12 protein-coding genes and 1 pseudogene are annotated in these 15,215 nt (G+C 58.9%); 4 read left to right on the forward strand and 9 right to left on the reverse strand.

Annotation, left to right across the window (positions count from 1 at the left end; all coding sequences use genetic code 11):
* Nucleotides 1–50: 50 nt before the first annotated feature.
* From RYB09_RS01705 to cobA, 3 genes and pseudogenes are all read left to right on the forward strand, one after another.
* Nucleotides 51–1,256 (forward strand): annotated as a pseudogene (locus RYB09_RS01705) (NAD(P)/FAD-dependent oxidoreductase); the annotation flags it as partial.
* A gap of 20 nt (nt 1,257–1,276) precedes the next feature.
* The gene (locus RYB09_RS01710) at nt 1,277–3,997 is read left to right on the forward strand and encodes a molybdopterin-dependent oxidoreductase (RefSeq protein WP_316887257.1); all 2,721 of its coding nucleotides are present in this window, start codon (nt 1,277–1,279) and stop codon (nt 3,995–3,997) included.
* Between the two features lie 10 nt (nt 3,998–4,007).
* The gene (gene cobA / locus RYB09_RS01715; RefSeq protein ID WP_058401051.1) at nt 4,008–4,769 is read left to right on the forward strand and encodes a uroporphyrinogen-III C-methyltransferase; all 762 of its coding nucleotides are present in this window, start codon (nt 4,008–4,010) and stop codon (nt 4,767–4,769) included.
* Between the two features lie 87 nt (nt 4,770–4,856).
* On the opposite strand, the gene RYB09_RS01720 is transcribed toward cobA, so the two are convergent.
* From RYB09_RS01720 to ppsA, 8 genes are all read right to left on the reverse strand, one after another.
* On the reverse strand, nt 4,857–5,891 hold the full coding sequence (locus tag RYB09_RS01720; RefSeq protein ID WP_058401050.1) for an OmpA family protein: 1,035 nt from the start codon (nt 5,889–5,891) through the stop codon (nt 4,857–4,859).
* Nucleotides 5,892–5,996: 105 nt separating this feature from the next.
* Nucleotides 5,997–6,587 carry an RNA polymerase sigma factor SigX gene (gene sigX / locus RYB09_RS01725; RefSeq protein WP_002553043.1) on the reverse strand — a complete coding sequence of 197 codons (591 nt, stop codon included), beginning with the start codon at nt 6,585–6,587 and terminating at the stop codon, nt 5,997–5,999.
* 82 nt (nt 6,588–6,669) lie between these two features.
* Nucleotides 6,670–7,494 (reverse strand): mechanosensitive ion channel family protein, encoded by an 825-nt coding sequence (locus RYB09_RS01730; protein WP_002553042.1) that lies wholly within the window; start codon nt 7,492–7,494, stop codon nt 6,670–6,672.
* 6 nt (nt 7,495–7,500) lie between these two features.
* Nucleotides 7,501–7,746, reverse strand: coding sequence for a CrfX protein (locus RYB09_RS01735; protein WP_122258757.1), 246 nt, complete (start codon nt 7,744–7,746; stop codon nt 7,501–7,503).
* A gap of 86 nt (nt 7,747–7,832) precedes the next feature.
* Nucleotides 7,833–8,828, reverse strand: coding sequence for a zinc transporter ZntB (locus RYB09_RS01740; protein WP_058401049.1), 996 nt, complete (start codon nt 8,826–8,828; stop codon nt 7,833–7,835).
* 11 nt (nt 8,829–8,839) lie between these two features.
* Nucleotides 8,840–9,328, reverse strand: a complete 489-nt coding sequence (rraA, locus tag RYB09_RS01745) for a ribonuclease E activity regulator RraA (protein ID WP_058401048.1) — start codon at nt 9,326–9,328, stop codon at nt 8,840–8,842.
* An 87-nt stretch (nt 9,329–9,415) separates the two neighbouring features.
* A complete protein-coding gene (locus RYB09_RS01750) occupies nt 9,416–10,408 on the reverse strand; it encodes an alpha/beta fold hydrolase (RefSeq protein ID WP_058408919.1) in 993 nt (330 codons plus the stop codon).
* A gap of 161 nt (nt 10,409–10,569) precedes the next feature.
* Entirely contained in the window at nt 10,570–12,945 is a 2,376-nt protein-coding gene (gene ppsA, locus RYB09_RS01755; protein ID WP_046835258.1) for a phosphoenolpyruvate synthase, read from the reverse strand.
* 193 nt (nt 12,946–13,138) lie between these two features.
* Here ppsA and RYB09_RS01760 point away from each other — a divergent pair, with 193 nt between their 5' ends.
* Nucleotides 13,139–13,957 carry a pyruvate, water dikinase regulatory protein gene (locus RYB09_RS01760; RefSeq protein ID WP_010215814.1) on the forward strand — a complete coding sequence of 273 codons (819 nt, stop codon included), beginning with the start codon at nt 13,139–13,141 and terminating at the stop codon, nt 13,955–13,957.
* Nucleotides 13,958–13,997: 40 nt separating this feature from the next.
* Here the strand turns inward: RYB09_RS01760 and prpF are convergent, their stop codons facing one another.
* Nucleotides 13,998–15,179 carry a 2-methylaconitate cis-trans isomerase PrpF gene (gene prpF / locus RYB09_RS01765; RefSeq protein ID WP_316887259.1) on the reverse strand — a complete coding sequence of 394 codons (1,182 nt, stop codon included), beginning with the start codon at nt 15,177–15,179 and terminating at the stop codon, nt 13,998–14,000.
* Nucleotides 15,180–15,215: the final 36 nt, after the last annotated feature.

The following is a 15,215-nucleotide window of genomic DNA, read 5'->3' on the forward strand; positions in this document are numbered from 1 at the left end:
TTGTTTGCGCGAAACGTGTCGAGCACGCGCTGCAGTGACTCGGAGGCAAGATGAAAAAACTCAAACTGGTGATGGTAGGCAACGGCATGGCCGGCGTGCGCACACTCGAAGAGTTGCTGAAACTGAGCGAAGACCTGTATGACATTACGGTCTTCGGTGCCGAGCCACACCCCAACTACAACCGCATCATGCTGTCCCCGGTGCTGGCAGGCGAACAGAATTTCGAAGACATCGTGCTTAACGATCTGGCCTGGTACGAAAGCAACGGTATCCAGCTGTTGCTGAACCGTCGCGTGGTGAAGATTGACCGAATCAAACGCGTGGTAATCGCCGATGACGGCACCCAGGCCTCTTACGATCGCCTGCTGATCGCCACCGGCTCGCGACCTTTTATTCTGCCGGTTCCCGGCAACACGCTGGAAGGCGTCATCGGCTACCGCGACATCGGCCACACCCGCCAGATGATCGATACCGCCGTCACGCACAAACGTGCAGTGGTCATCGGCGGCGGCCTGCTCGGGCTCGAAGCTGCCAACGGCTTGAGCCTGCGCGGCATGCAGGTCACTGTGATTCACAACGGCCAGACGCTGCTGGAGCGCCAACTGGACAAAACCAGCGGGCTGATGCTGCAAGCAGCACTGGAAAAGCGCGGCCTGGGTTTTCGCCTCAACGAACAGACCGAAGCCTTGCTTAGCGATGATCTGGGCCGCGTACGCGCGGTGCAATTCAAAAGCGGCGAGGTGATCGACACCGATCTGGTGGTCATGGCTGCAGGCATACGTCCCAACACCGAATTGGCCGAACAGGCTGGCCTGCCCTGCAACCGAGGCATTCTGGTCAACGATACCTTGCAGACCTACGACCCGCGCATCTATGCGATTGGCGAATGCGTCAGCCATCGCGGCATCGCTTACGGGCTGGTGGCGCCGCTGTTCGAGCAGGCCCGTGTGTGTGCCAATCACCTTGCGCAGCTTGGCTTTGCCCGTTATCCGGGGTCAGTGACCTCGACCAAGCTGAAAGTCACCGGCATCGACCTGTTTTCCGCCGGGGACTTTCTCGGTGCCGAAGGCACTGAAAGCATCACCCTCTCGGATCCCATCGGCGGCGTCTACAAGAAACTGGTGATCAAGAACGACGTACTGGTCGGCGCCTGTCTTTATGGCGACACCGCAGACGGTAGCTGGTACTTGCAGCAGATCCGTGATGGCCAGGGCATCGATGCCATACGCAATCACTTGATATTCGGCAAGCCCGCTGCGCCAGAGGCCGCCCGCGCATGACCAGCCTCGCCATTCAGACCACTCGGGTAACCGCCTCCACCTGCTGCTATTGCGGCGTTGGCTGCGGCGTGCTGATCGAGCATGACGGCCAGAATATCCTCGGCGTCAGCGGTGACCCGAAGCACCCGGCCAACTTCGGCAAGTTGTGCAGCAAAGGTTCAAGTCTGCACCTGACCGGGGACATCGACGCGCGCGCACTGTACCCGGAACTACGCCTGAGCAAAGACCTGGCACGCAGCGTCACCGATTGGGACACTGCGCTGGAGCACGCGGCCAACGTCTTCGCCGAGAGCATCCGCGAGCACGGCCCCGACAGCGTCGCATTCTATATTTCCGGCCAGTTGCTGACCGAGGACTACTACGCGTTCAACAAGCTGGCCCGCGCACTGGTCGGCACCAACAATATCGACAGCAATTCACGGCTTTGCATGTCTTCGGCCGTGGCCGGCTACAAGCGCAGCCTGGGCGCCGACGCACCGCCTTGCAGCTATGAAGATATCGAACTGAGCGATTGCGTGATGATCGTCGGCAGCAACATGGCCTACGCGCACCCGATTCTGTTTCGTCGCCTGGAAGAAGCGAAAAGCCGTCGCCCGCAGATGAAACTCATCGTCATCGACCCACGACGCACCGATACCTGCGAACTGGCGGACCTGCACCTGGCGATTCAGCCTGGCACCGACGTTGCGCTGTTTCACGGCATCCTCAATGTGCTGATCAGCGAAAGCCTGGTTGACCCCGAGTTCATTGCCGCACACACACAGGGCTATGAGGCGCTGTCAGCGCTGGTACGAGATTACCCGCCTGAACACGTAGCAACCCTCTGCGGCATTACCCAGGAACAGCTACACACCTGCGCCCGCTGGGTGGGTGAAGCCCCGGGCTTTCTGTCGCTGTGGTGTATGGGCCTGAATCAATCCACTGCGGGCAGCGCAAAAAACAGCGCACTGATCAACCTGCACCTGGCCACCGGGCAGATCGGCCGACCCGGTGCAGGCCCCTTTTCGCTCACCGGCCAACCCAACGCCATGGGCGGACGTGAAACGGGCAGCCTGTCCAACCTGCTGCCCGGCCATCGCGACGCAGCCAATCCCGAACACCGTGCGCAGGTTGCGCACTACTGGGGCGTCGACAGCCTGCCCGCCAAGCCCGGTTTGTCGGCCATCGAACTGTTCGAACAACTGCAGAACGGTACGATCAAGGCATTGTGGATTGCCTGTACCAACCCGGCACAATCACTGCCCGATCAGAACAGAATCCGACAGGCGCTGGAAACCTGCCCGTTTGTGGTACTTCAGGAGGCCTTCAAGACCACCGAAACGGCGCGCTATGCCGACCTGTTGCTGCCTGCCGCCAGCTGGGGCGAGAAAGAAGGCACGGTGACCAACTCGGAGCGGCGCATTTCCAATGTCCGCAAAGCCGTTGCGCCCCCCGGCGAAGCGCGCTCCGACTGGGCAATCACTGTGGACTTCGCCCAGCGCCTGCAAAAGCGCCTGCAACCCGATGCATCTGCGCTGTTCGATTTCCACACACCCAAGGCCTTGTTCGATGAATTCAAAGGCCTGACGGTCGGGCGGGATCTGGACATGTCCGGGATCGACCGCGAGCTCATCGACCTCCATGGCCCACAGCAGTGGCCCTTCCCTCGCGGTGCCAGCGTGGGCACGCCGCGGCTGTATACCGATGGTATTTTCCCCACCGACTCGGGCCGTGCGCAGTTTTTATCCGAGCCTTACATCGCCGCCAAAGAGCTGCGCGATGCTGACTATCCACTGACACTCAACACCGGCAGGCTGCGCGATCAGTGGCATGGCATGAGCCGCACCGGCACGGCTGCGCGGCTGTTCGGGCATGTCAGCGAAGCGCTGTTGAGCCTCAACCCGCAGGACATGCAGCGTCATGACCTGCAACCTGGCGATCTGGTCAAGCTGATCAGCCGACGCGGCGAGCTGCTGTTGCCCGTCGGCGGCGATGACAGTGTTGCCTGCGGTCAGGCTTTCTTGCCGATGCACTGGGGCGACCGGTTTCTCAAGGGCGGCGTAAACGCGCTGACTCAGCCAGCCTTCGACCCGGTCTCGAAACAACCGGAACTCAAGCATTCCGGAGTCAGAATCGAAAAAGCTTATCTGCCTTGGCAGTTTTTCGCCCTGATCGAGGGCAATGTGCAGCAGCAGATGGAAAGGCTGCGCCCTCTGTGCGACGTGTTTACTTACCTGAGCATGGGCCTTGCCGGACGCGAGCGGCCTGCATTGGTCATACGCGCCGCCAGCGCCGAAGCGCCTGATCCGATGCTGCTGCAGCACATTGACCAGATACTGGGCCTCAATGAAGGGCCGGTTATGGCTTATGACGACCCCAAGCGCTCAATTGGCAAGCGGGTGCGTATCGACAACGGCCGCATTACCGCCATCCGCCTGGCCGGTGAAACACTTGCCCGACACTGGCTGCAGGCGCTATGGCTGGAAGAGCGCATTGATGCTTCGCTACGGCGCTGGCTGCTTGCCCCGCTCAGTAGCGAACCTGGCAAAGACTCGACGCAGCCCCGTGACAAGACCTTGTGCAACTGCATGAACGTCAGCCAGAGCGCAGTAATGGACGGAATCGGGCGCGGCCTGGACCTGAATCAACTCAAGACACAATTGGGCTGCGGGACCCAATGCGGCTCCTGCGTGCCTGAAATAAAAAGACTGATCAACACCGTGGCCGTTACCCAATGAGGAGTGCAGCATGAGCGCAAAAGTATGGCTGGTGGGCGCCGGTCCCGGTGACCCGGAATTACTCACCCTCAAGGCAGTGCGAGCCTTGCACGAAGCCGATGTGGTGCTGATCGATGATCTGGTCAATACCGCAGTGCTTGAGCACTGCCCGAATGCGCGAGTTATTGCGGTCGGCAAACGCGGCGGTTGCCGTTCAACGCCACAAGCGTTCATCCATCGCCTGATGCTGCGCTATGTACGTCAGGGCAAATGCGTTGTGCGCCTCAAGGGCGGCGATCCGTGCATCTTTGGCCGTGGCGGTGAAGAGGCGCAGTGGTTGCAGGAACGCGGCGTCGCGGTGGAACTGGTCAACGGCATCACGGCGGGGCTTGCAGGCGCAACACAGTGCGGCATTTCGCTGACCCTGCGCGGCATAAGCCGTGGCGTAACACTGGTCACTGCCCATACCCAGGACGACAGCAGCCTCAACTGGCAGGCCCTCGCGCAAGGCGGAACTACTCTGGTGGTCTACATGGGCGTGGCAAAGCTGGCGGAAATTCGCGAGAGCCTGCTGGCTGGCGGAATGAGTGGCGAGATGCCGGTGGCGATGATCGAGAATGCTTCACTGCCCTGGCAGCGCGAGTGCCGCAGCACGTTGAATGCAATGCAGCGCGACGCCAGCGCTTTCGAGCTGAAGAGCCCTGCCATTCTGGTGATCGGCGCGGTTGCCGCGTGCAGCAATGAGCTGCTGAATCAAACGCTGATGGATCACGCACAGCTGAATGCCGGCTGACCCTGCCCCTTGAGGATCGTCTGCCTGAGCAAATCGCAGGCAAAGAAAAGCCCGGCCTAAGCCGGGCTTTTCAGTATAAGCGGCTAATTACTTAGCTTGAGCTTCTACTTCTGCTTCTACGCGACGGTTAACTGCGCGGCCAGCTTCAGTTGCGTTGTCAGCAACTGGACGGGATTCGCCGTAACCAACCGAGTTTACGCGGCTAGCGCCAACACCGTACTGGTTAACCAGAACCTGTTTAACGGCGTTTGCACGACGCTCGGACAGTTTTTGGTTGTAAGCGTCAGGACCGACGGAGTCAGTGTGACCTTCAACAGTGGTGGTGGTCTGTGGGTACTGCTGCATGAAGTCAGCGAGGTTCTTGATGTCGCCGTAGCTGTTAGGCTTGACTACGGATTTGTCGAAATCGAACTTCACGTCCAGCTCAACACGAACGACTTCAGCAACTGCTGGGCAGCCATCAGCGTCAACGGTTACGTTGGCTGGGGTGTCAGGGCACTTGTCAACGTTGTCGCACACGCCGTCGTTGTCGCTGTCGGAGCACACTTCAGCTACTGGAGCTGGTGCTGCTTCAACTTTCTTGCTGCCGCCACCGAAGTTTACGCCGATACCGACGCTAGGCGCCCACTCGGTGTCGCCCTGGTCGATGTTGTACTGAGCTTCAACGCCAGCACGAGCATAGAAATTGTCGGTGAAGTACAGCTTGGCACCGCCGCCGATGTTGGCGAAGGTGGAACCGTTACGACCGTTGCGACCGTTCTGGCCAATGCTCTGATCGGAGAAACCGGCAGAAACGTATGGACGCAGCATGTCGCCTGGGTTGTTGAAGTGGTACAGAGCGTCCAGAGCGGTGTCGGCGCCCTTGATGTTCTTGCCATCATCGCTACGAACGTTGTGAACTTCGTCGTAGCCCAGACGCAATTCAACGTCGTCGGTCAGGAAGTAGCCAATCGAACCGCCGAACAGGTTGCCGTTGTTTTTGAAATCACGGGCGCTGTCGTACATTTCTTTCTTGGCGAAGCCTTCGATTTCGACTGCGCCTTGGCCTTGAGCCAGAGCGCCGAACGAAGTTGCGGCAACAATAGTACCAATGGCCAAGCCCAAGGTGTTTTTCAGTTTCATCCGTTAAATCCCCATCTGATGATTATTAAGCGGTCCCACACAGGGGGACAACTCAGCGGCGAGTCTACCAGACCTCGCCAGTTCTTTAGAGATATTTGCACCGTATTAAGTTTCGGCGATTCCCGCAAATTTCTCTCGTAATTTATCTAAAGCCCGCTTGTAACGCATTTTCGTTGCGCTCAAGCCCATGTGCATGATGTCAGCAATCTCCTGGAATTCAAGTTCTGCAACAAAACGCAGGACCAGAATCTCCCGATCGATCGGGTTCACATACACAAGCCAGCGATCAAGTCCGCCCCGCTCTTCAGGTTTGGGCGTCTTTTCTTCCGACGCTTCCTCAAGTGGATCCAGACTCAAAGCGTCCATCAAGCGACGCTTACGCCGTTCCTTCCTGTACTGCGTGATGCATTCATTGTAGGTGATGCTGTAAAGCCAAGTCTTAAATTTAGATTTACCTTCAAAATTTTTCAACCCATACAACACCTTAAGCATCACCTCCTGACAGACATCGTCAGCATCGCGATCGTTCCCTAAATAACGTGCGCAGACGTTAAAAAGTGTTCTCTGGTAACGACGCATCAATTCTTCATAAGCCCGCGTCACATTGAACAGCTCAACATGGGCGCGCGCGACCAGCTCCTCATCAGAGAGCTCGCGGGGATCGTAGCGCGTCGAAAACGGTTGAGGTTTATTCAAAACAAATCTTGCCGACAGTCAGGTCAGTGTCCGCCACGGCCTGTATCGGCAACCTGGCGGCATACATTAGCAGGTTAACCGCTTAACGGCTGCTTACTCTCTGCTCGAGCAGGATGCGATTGGAAAACGACACCAGCTCCCCCTCGTCTGTCAGCAACGTTGTTTTGACCGTACCGATTTCCTCGATCTGACCTTCCGTATCGCCCACCCGCACCTGCTGGCCCACCTGAAACAGCTCACGAACATAAATTCCGGCGATGATCTGCCCGGCAATCTCCCGACTGCCGAGGCCCAGGGCAAGCGCCACTGTCAGACCAACGGTAATCAAGGCAATCACAATAACGTGGTTCAGCAGGTCGGTCTTGACCTCAAGCTGGCTGATCGCAACCGAAATACTGATGATGATGACCAGACCCTGAGCAATTCGCCCCAGGCCGGCAGAGTAGTCGATACCTACGCCTTCGGCTGCGCCGCGTACCAGCCCATTGACCAGTTGCGCCAGCAGCACGCCAACCAGCAGCACCAGCGCGGCACCAAATACCTTGGGCAGATACAGCGCCAACATGTCCAGCGTAGCTGAAACCCGCTGCAGCCCCAGCGATTCGGCAGCCGAGACGAGGAAAATCAGTAGGACAAACCAGTAGACGATCTTGCCGATCAGGGTTGAGATCGGCACCTTGACGCCGGCGCGGCCGATAATCTTGGTCAGACCGGTACCGCCGACCAGACGATCCAGGCCCAGTTTGGCCAGCAGTTTGGAAAGCAGCGCGTCGAGCAGTTTGGCGACGACAAAACCCAGCAGCACCACAACAAGGGCGCCGAACAGGTTAGGGATGAAATTTGCGACTTTGGTCCACAATGCAGTCATTGCAGCAAGAAGGCTCTGGGTCCAGAGATTCAATTCCATGCTCAATCAGCCTTTATCGATAGAACGGGCACCCGGAATGGTGCGGCGAGAAACAGGAGAGACGTGGGCAGAGCCGTTGTTCACGGCAATCATCAGTGCTTCTGACCAACGGCCCAGCAACCCGAACAACACACCGGCACCGACCTGGCGATTGGCGGTTTTCAGGACGCGTCCCAGACATGCGTCATCATCCCGGCTGGAGGATGAAGAATTGAGCATGTCGCGTAAAGATTCTTCAAACGGATCGTGCATCAGGCACCTCACGTAATGTCAGTCAAAGACGCGACGCGAAAACAACAAGTCACACACGCCCGTCAAAAACCCGGACAAGCCCACGCCTATACCCAGCGCAATCGCTTGAATAGCCACCACTGCCCGACCGCGAGCGCGACAATCAGCAAGCACGCCACCAGAAAGCCGTATGAACTGTCAGAACCGGGTATACCGCCGACATTGATACCCAGCAAACCGGTGAGAAAACTCATGGGCAGGAAGATACCGGTAATGATCCCGAAACGGTACATGGTGCGGTTCATGTGCTCGCGCAAGCGCCGGTCTTCGGACTCCAGCAGCAGCCCTACCCGCTCGCGGGTCAGCTCGAGCTCTTCCAGATAGCGCGTCAGGCTGTTGTTCAGCTCATTCCAGTAATCGGCGTCGTCATGCGCGAACCACGACAATTTGATCCGCGAAAGCTGGCCATAAATATCGCGCTGCGGCCCGAGAAACCGGCGCAGACCGGCTGCGCGTCGACGAATATGCAGCAGCTTGCCATGCTCGGGGCTGTACCGTTCGTCGGCGTCGGTCTTTTCTTCCTCTTCATCGACCGATTCGGTGAGTTCGCCGACCAGGTCCTGCACCTTGTCAGTCAGGTATTGCGCCAGGTACAGGATCAGCTCCGATGCACTGGTGGGGCCTTTGCCCTGCCCCAGCCTCTCGATCAGTTCCTCAGTGGCCCGCAGAGGACGCAGGCGCAGCGAGATCACCCGCTGCGCAGCAGCAAAAATGCGCACCGAGACCATGTCTTCCGGTTCGGCACCGGGGTTGAGGTTCACCCCGCGCAGAAACAGCAGCAACTCTTGCTCCGGCAACGGCAGCAGGCGCGGCCGGGTGTTCTCTTCAAGCAACAGGTCGCAGGCAAATTCGCTCAGACCGCTACCGGTGCGCAGCCATGTATGGGTCTGCGGATGACTGCGATCCCAATGCAGCCACAGACTTTCCTGCGGCTGCAGCTCAAGGTCCTGCAACTCGGTTCGAGCGATGAAACGCGCCCCGCCTTTACCGTCCAATACGAGGGCATGCACCAGCCCCCACTGCGCGTTTGCTTCATCGAACATGGATACTTCGCTTATTCCGGCATGGTCAGGGGTGAAGGGGAAATGATGACGCCATTGTTGTCGGCATACAGATACTCTCCCGGACGGAAGGTCACACCACCGAAGGTGACCAACACATTCAGGTCACCGATTCCGCGTTTCTCGGTTTTTTTCGGATGGCTGGCCAATGCCTGAACACCCAGATCGGTCTGCGCGATGACGTCAACGTCGCGGATGCAACCGTAAATCAACATACCTTCCCAGCCGCTTTTGGCCGCTTTCTCTGCCAGCATGTCACCGAGCAAGGCACAACGCAGCGAACCACCACCGTCGACCACCAACACCTTGCCCTTGCCGTCGAGCTCGACCTGCTCTTTGACCAGCGAGTTGTCTTCGAAACATTTAACGGTGACGATCTGGCCACCAAACGAATCGCGACCGCCAAAATTGCTGAACATCGGCTCCACGACCTGAATCAGGTCCGGATAGGCGTCACACAGATCGGGGGTGATGTAGTGCATGAGGTCAACTCCTGTCTCGGGATTGATACGGACCGGCCTGATGAATCAGGCGCGACCGGCTGACGCTAACCATAGCGACTTTAACCGCTAACTGCCCACCGCCGCCTGAAACTCTACAACCTGTTCAGGAACATTCTGCTCGTTCAGCCACGCGATGACCCGCGGCCAGACCTGTTGCTGCGCGGCCTTGCTGACCAGCATCCGCACGTGGTCGAAGTCTTCGTCAAAGCCATGCTCGCGCCCCAGACAAAGAAACTGTTTGTGCTGCTCTGATCCGATCTGATCGAACAGCGTGCGACAGGCCCACACCGGGTCCTGATGATCGCCAGCCGCAGCAACGGCCAGCAACGGCACCTGAACCTCCTTAAGCCCCGCCCACCAGTTGTTGTCGCGCTCGCCAAAACGCCCGAACAGCCCGTGCCAGCGCAGGCTTTCCAGCACCAGCCCTATCGGCTCATCTTCCGGCCCACGCTTGAAACGCGGCCCCGAGACATGTTCGAAGGACCTGAGCAACAGTCGCGCGGACCATTGCAGCGGCGGAATTTTCAGTGGCCAGTACGTGCGGCTGACCTGACTGCCGAACAACGCCACCGACGCTGCAGTTTCCGGCCCCAGGTATTGGCCGCCCAAGGCGGCCGCCAGGGTTGTGCCGCCCAGAGAGTGACCTATCCAGTGCGGTATCTGACCACTTTGCTCGCAGACGAAAGCGGCAATGGCGGGTACGTCGAAACGGGCATAGTCAGCCACACAGTTGGCGCGATAGTTCTGGTTGCGTGCCGACAAACCGTGCCCGCGCATTTCCGGGATCCAGACGTCATAACCGGCACGCGCCAGATACGGCCCCAGACCGATACCTTTGGGCGAATACCAGAAACGCCGGTTGGAAAAACTGCCATGCAGCAGAATCACCGGGATACCGCGCACATCGGGCTGATCGACCAGCCCCAGTCGGGTCACCACCAGTTCGACGCTGGGGTCCGGGCTGTTGGCTGGCTTGAGACGGTAGACGTCCTCGACAAGATCGCCGCGACGCTCGGCGCTGATCAAGGCAACGGGAAAAAGCTGGCTACTGCTTTGCATATCACTCTTTATCTGGCTTGACAGACGGGATGAAACATCGGGCTCCGGGGCTATCGCGGCACGCCATAAAAAAGGCGGCTTCCGAAGAAACCGCCTCTTTCAAACACCTGAAGCACATGACGGCTCAGGCCACCCTCGCGTCACACGAAGGCCGTGTCGCCTCAGACAGGCGCCTGCGCCTCGGCGAGGAAGAACCAGGTTTCCAGCACCGAATCAGGGTTGAGCGATACGCTCTCGATCCCTTGATCCATCAGCCAGCGCGCCAGATCCGGGTGGTCGGAAGGGCCTTGGCCGCAGATGCCTATGTATTTGCCCGCCTTGTTGCACGCCTGAATGGCATTGGACAGCAGCTTCTTGACCGCCGGGTTACGCTCGTCGAACAGGTGAGCAATGACGCCGGAGTCGCGATCAAGGCCAAGTGTCAGCTGGGTCAGGTCGTTGGAGCCGATGGAGAAACCGTCGAAATACTCGAGGAACTCTTCGGCCAGAATCGCATTGGACGGCAACTCGCACATCATGATGATGCGCAGGCCGTTTTCGCCACGTTTCAGGCCATTGGCGGCCAGCAGGTCGATGACCTGACTCGCCTCACCCAGCGTCCGGACGAATGGCACCATGATCTCGACGTTGGTCAGGCCCATATCTTCACGCACGCGCTTGAGCGCACGGCACTCCAACTCGAAACAGTCGCGGAAGTTCTCGCTGATATAGCGCGAAGCACCGCGAAAGCCCAGCATCGGGTTTTCTTCTTCAGGCTCGTACAGCTTGCCGCCGATCAGGTTCGCGTACTCGTTGGACTTGAAGTCCGACAGACGCACGATGACCTTTTTCGGCGTGAACGCGGCGGCCAGGGTGCTGATGCCCTCGACCAGTTTGTCGACGTAGAAACCGACCGGATCATGGTAACCGGCGATGCGCTTGTCGACGCTTTCCTTGATTTCCGGCGGCAGCAGCGAATAGTTGAGCAGCGCCTTGGGGTGCACGCCGATCATGCGGTTGATGATGAACTCCAGACGCGCAAGACCGACACCGGCGTTGGGCAACTGGGCGAAATCAAACGCACGATCCGGGTTGCCGACGTTCATCATGATCTTGAACGGCAGCTCGGGCATCGCATCGACCGAGTTGGTCTTGATGTCGAAACCCAGCTCGCCTTCAAAGATGTAACCGGTGTCGCCTTCTGCACAGGAAACCGTTACGCCCTGGCCATCCTGCAGCGTCTGGGTGGCGTTGCCACAACCGACCACTGCCGGAATGCCCAGCTCGCGCGCGATGATCGCGGCGTGGCAGGTACGACCGCCACGGTTGGTGACAATTGCGCTGGCGCGCTTCATGACCGGCTCCCAGTCCGGGTCGGTCATGTCGGACACCAGCACGTCACCAGGCTGGACCTTGTCCATCTCGGACACGTCCTTGATGATCCGCACCTTGCCTGCGCCGATGCGCTGGCCGATGGCACGACCTTCGACCAGCACCTTGCCGGTCTCCTTGAGCAGGTAGCGTTCCATGACGTTGGCCGAGGCGCGGCTTTTCACGGTTTCCGGACGCGCCTGCACGATGTACAGCTTGCCGTCGTCACCGTCCTTGGCCCATTCGATATCCATCGGGCACTTGTAATGTTTCTCGATGATCATTGCCTGTTTAGCCAGTTCCGAAACTTCGGCATCGGTCAGGCAGAAGCGCGCACGATCAGCAGGCTCTACGTCGATCACCTTGACCGAACGACCAGCCTTGGCTTCTTCGCCGTAAATCATCTTGATAGCCTTGCTACCCAGATTGCGCCGCAGAATCGCCGGACGGCCAGCAGCCAGCGTGTCTTTATGCACGTAGAACTCGTCCGGGTTGACCGCGCCCTGCACAACCGTCTCGCCCAGGCCGTAGGCACCGGTAATGAACACCACATCGCGGAAACCGGATTCGGTGTCGAGGGTGAACATGACGCCCGCCGTTCCGGTTTCGGAACGCACCATACGCTGCACACCCGCCGACAGCGCGACCAGCTTGTGGTCGAAGCCCTGGTGCACGCGATAGGAAATGGCACGGTCATTGAACAGCGAAGCGAAGACTTCCTTGGCAGCGCGGATAACGTTCTCGACACCGCGAATGTTCAGGAAAGTCTCCTGCTGGCCTGCGAACGAGGCATCCGGCAGGTCTTCCGCGGTCGCGGAAGAGCGCACCGCCACCGCCAGGTTCGGATTGCCGGCTGACAGCTCGGCAAATGCAGTACGAATCTGGGCGTTGAGCGTCTCGGGAAACTCGGCTTCCATGATCCACTGGCGAATCTGCGCACCGGTGCGGGCCAGGGCGTTGACGTCATCGACATCGAGCGCGTCCAGCGCAGCATGGATCTGATCGTTCAGACCGCTCAGCTCAAGAAAATCACGGTAAGCCTGGGCCGTAGTCGCGAAGCCGCCGGGCACTGAGACGCCAGCACCTGCGAGGTTGCTGATCATCTCGCCGAGGGACGAGTTTTTGCCCCCCACGTGCTCTACATCATGGACGCCGAGCTTATCGAGGGAAACTACGTACTCTACCAAGGTGATCTCTCCACTAACTGTGTTTGTTGTTGGGAAAAGCTCATTCACCCGAATCACATGTGATGTGACCTCGGGCGTGTCTGGCCGGGCGCAGGCCCATGCCTTGAAACCGTACCTTCAAAAAAGACGCACCTGCAGGCAGGCACGCCTATGATAGCCAGAATTCGTCAACTGCTTAAGGCCTGGGTCAAAAATGAAACGATCTGCTTTCTTCATCTCGGACGGCACCGGTATCACCGCCGAAACCCTGGGCCAGAGCCTGTTGGCACAATTTGAAAACATTACATTCAACAAGTTCACCAGGCCCTATATCGACAGCGTCGAGAAAGCGCGGGCGATGGTACAACAAATCAATAATGCCGCCGACAAGGACGATGTGCGCCCGATCATCTTCGACACGATCGTCAATCAGGACATCCGCGAGATTCTGGCGACGTCCAATGGCTTCATGATCGACATCTTTTCGACCTTCCTCGCCCCGCTGGAGCAGGAGCTTAGTTCACACTCTTCCTATTCGGTGGGCAAATCGCACTCCATCGGGCATAACTCCAACTACATGGAGCGCATCGAGGCAGTCAACTTTGCGCTGGACAACGACGACGGCGCGCGGACGCATTATTACGACAAGGCCGACATCATCCTGGTTGGCGTGTCGCGCTGCGGCAAAACCCCGACCTGCCTGTACATGGCAATGCAATTCGGTATCCGGGCCGCCAACTATCCGCTGACCGAGGATGACATGGAGAAGCTGCAACTGCCTGCGGCGCTCAAGCAGCATCGCGAAAAGCTGTTCGGCCTGACCATTGACCCGGACCGTCTCACCGCAATCCGTCACGAGCGCAAGCCAAACAGCCGCTATTCCAGTTACGCGCAGTGTGAATTCGAAGTGCGCGAGGTAGAGAGCCTGTTCCGCCGCGAGAACATTCCCAACATCAACTCCACGCATTTTTCGGTGGAAGAAATCTCTGCCAAGGTGCTGGTCGAAAAAGGTGTAGAGCGGCGCTTCAAATAACCGTTGAAGGTAGCCACGTCAGCTGATTTTTTCAGTCGTTTTACTGTGGCACTCGCACCCAGCCTTCCATCAGCACTCTGGCGCTGCGGCTCATGAGGGCTTTGGTGACCTTCCAGTCAGCGCCTTCCTGAACAGCCTGCGCGCCGACCCGCAGCGTGCCGGAGGGATGACCGAAGCGCACCGCGCTGCGCGCCTGTCCACCAGCCGCCAGGCTGACCAGCGTCCCCGGAATGGCGGCGGCGGTGCCGATGGCCACGGCAGCGGTGCCCATCATGGCGTGATGCAGCTTGCCCATCGACACGGCACGCACCAGCAGGTCGATATCCTGCGCTACGACAGGTTTGCCACTCGAAGATAGGTAATCGGCAGGCGCTGCTACAAAAGCCACCTTGGGTGTGTGCTGCCGCGTTGCGGCTTCATCAATGCTGCGAATCAGGCCCATGCGCACGGCACCGTAGGCGCGAATGGTTTCCAGACGGGCAAGCGCCTGCGGATCACCATTGATATCGCCCTGCAGCTCGGTACCGCTGTAGCCTATGTCGGCGGCGTTGACGAAAATCGTCGGGATACCGGCGTTGATCATGGTCGCTTTCAGGGTGCCTATACCGGGCACTTCAAGGTCGTCTACCAGGTTGCCGGTGGGAAACATCGAGCCGCCTGCGCCCTCTTCGTCCGCTGCCGGATCAAGAAACTCCAGCGCCACCTCCGCGGCCGGAAAGGTCACGCCGTCCAGTTCGAAATCGCCGGTTTCCTGTACCTCGCCGTTGCTGACGGGCACATGGGCGATGATGGTCTTGCCGATATTGGCCTGCCAGATACGCACAATGACGACGCCGTCTTGCGGCACACGACCAGCATCGAGCAGACCACTGGCGATAGCAAACGAGCCGACGGCCGCCGACAGGTTGCCGCAATTGCCGCTCCAGTCGATGAAGGGCTTATCGATGGACACCTGACCGAACAGATAATCGACATCGTGGTCGGCCTTGGTGCTGCGCGACACGATGACCGTTTTGCTGGTACTGGACGTCGCCCCGCCCATTCCGTCGATCTGCTTTTCATAGGGGTCCGGGCTGCCGATGACTCGCAGCAGCAACGCATCCCGCGCCGATCCCGGGATCTGTGCAGCTTCGGGCAGGTCCGTCAGCCTGAAAAACACACCCTTGCTGGTGCCACCACGCATGTAAGTGGCGGGGATGCGGATCTGGGGTAAATGAGCCATGAATTCGTTGTCCTGTTCAAAGAGCGCGCTGCGCGC

It is taken from the genome of Pseudomonas syringae group sp. J254-4, from assembly GCF_032586855.1.
GTDB classification, from domain to species: Bacteria; Pseudomonadota; Gammaproteobacteria; order Pseudomonadales; family Pseudomonadaceae; genus Aquipseudomonas; species Aquipseudomonas amygdali.